Source organism: Levilactobacillus tujiorum, from assembly GCF_012641185.1.
GTDB lineage: Bacteria > Bacillota > Bacilli > Lactobacillales > Lactobacillaceae > Levilactobacillus > Levilactobacillus tujiorum.
Map to the genome: position 1 here is coordinate 1 of NZ_JAAXLK010000057.1, position 334 is coordinate 334.

The following is a 334-nucleotide window of genomic DNA, read 5'->3' on the forward strand; positions in this document are numbered from 1 at the left end:
AAAAAGTAACAACAATCGATGAGCTATTCAAGCACATCATCTATAAGATGAGAGTTTGATCCTGGCTCAGGACGAACGCTGGCGGCATGCCTAATACATGCAAGTCGAACGAGCTTCCGTTGAATGACGTGCTTGCACTGATTTCAACAATGAAGCGAGTGGCGAACTGGTGAGTAACACGTGGGTAACTTGCCCAGAAGCAGGGGATAACACTTGGAAACAGGTGCTAATACCGTATAACAACAAAAACCGCATGGTTTTTGTTTGAAAGGTGGTTTCGGCTATCACTTCTGGATGGACCCGCGGCGTATTAGTTAGTTGGTGAGGTAAAGGC

The 334-nt window shown here is 46.1% G+C and carries 1 rRNA gene; it reads left to right on the forward strand.

Annotation, left to right across the window (positions count from 1 at the left end):
* Nucleotides 1-43 precede the first annotated feature (43 nt).
* Nucleotides 44-334 (forward strand): 16S ribosomal RNA (locus HF569_RS12185); the annotation flags it as partial.